The sequence below is a fragment of the Arthrobacter sp. GMC3 genome (assembly GCF_002929305.1).
In the GTDB taxonomy this organism is placed as follows: Bacteria; Actinomycetota; Actinomycetes; order Actinomycetales; family Micrococcaceae; genus Specibacter.
Window position 1 is genome coordinate 1 of record NZ_PJIO01000076.1, and the last position, 742, is coordinate 742.

General features: G+C 64.7%; 1 protein-coding gene. It reads right to left on the reverse strand.

All coding sequences use genetic code 11. From position 1 onward, the window contains the following. On the reverse strand, window positions 1–725 hold a 725-nt coding region (locus tag CXQ94_RS23720), incomplete at its 3' end, for a TolC family protein (RefSeq protein WP_368665586.1). Between the last annotated feature and the right edge of the window lie 17 nt (window positions 726–742).

The window sequence follows — 742 nt, forward strand, 5'->3', positions numbered from 1 at the left end:
TGATAGCCGATCTCCGTCGCCTCCAGCGCACTCTGATTGGAGATGATCGACTGCCGGCGAGCTTCGACCTGCTCGATATCGGTGTTAACCGCCCGGTGCAGATTGCGTGTGGATTCGACCACCTGGCGGCGCAGGCTCTCGCGCTGCTGCTCGCTCTGGCTCAGCTGGTAATAGGCCTCGCGACTCTGCGACGTGGTCAGGCCGCCGCTGTAGAGCGGAATGTTCAGCTGCAGGCCGATGCTGCGTTGCTCGACGTCACCGGTGTAGCGCGGCATGTCGAAGCCCGGGATGCTCTGGCTGTTGCTGAAGCCCAGCGCATCGTTGTCGCCCTTGCGATAGGACGCCACCGCATCGAGCGTCGGTGCATGGCCGGAGCGGCGCTGGCGCAGGGTTTCTTCCGCTGCGGTCACCGCATAATTGACCGCCAGCAGGTTGAGGTTCTGCCGCGTTGCGGTATCGACCCACGCCTTGGCCTCGTTCGGCACCGGGGCCAGCACCGGCAGGGTGTGGCGGATGCCTTCGAGGGCGATGTATTCGCGGTTGGTCAGTGTGTACAACGCCTGGAAGGCGTCCTCGACCTGGCGCTGTGCGATGGAGCGGTTGGCCCGGGCGGTATCGAAGCCTGCCTGGGCTTCGAGCACGTCGGTCTTGTCGGAGAGGCCGACTTCGAAGCGCTCGTTGGCCTGGTCGAGTTGGCGTTTGAATGCAGCCTCCTCGGCCTTCACTGCCGCCAGGTTGTCCT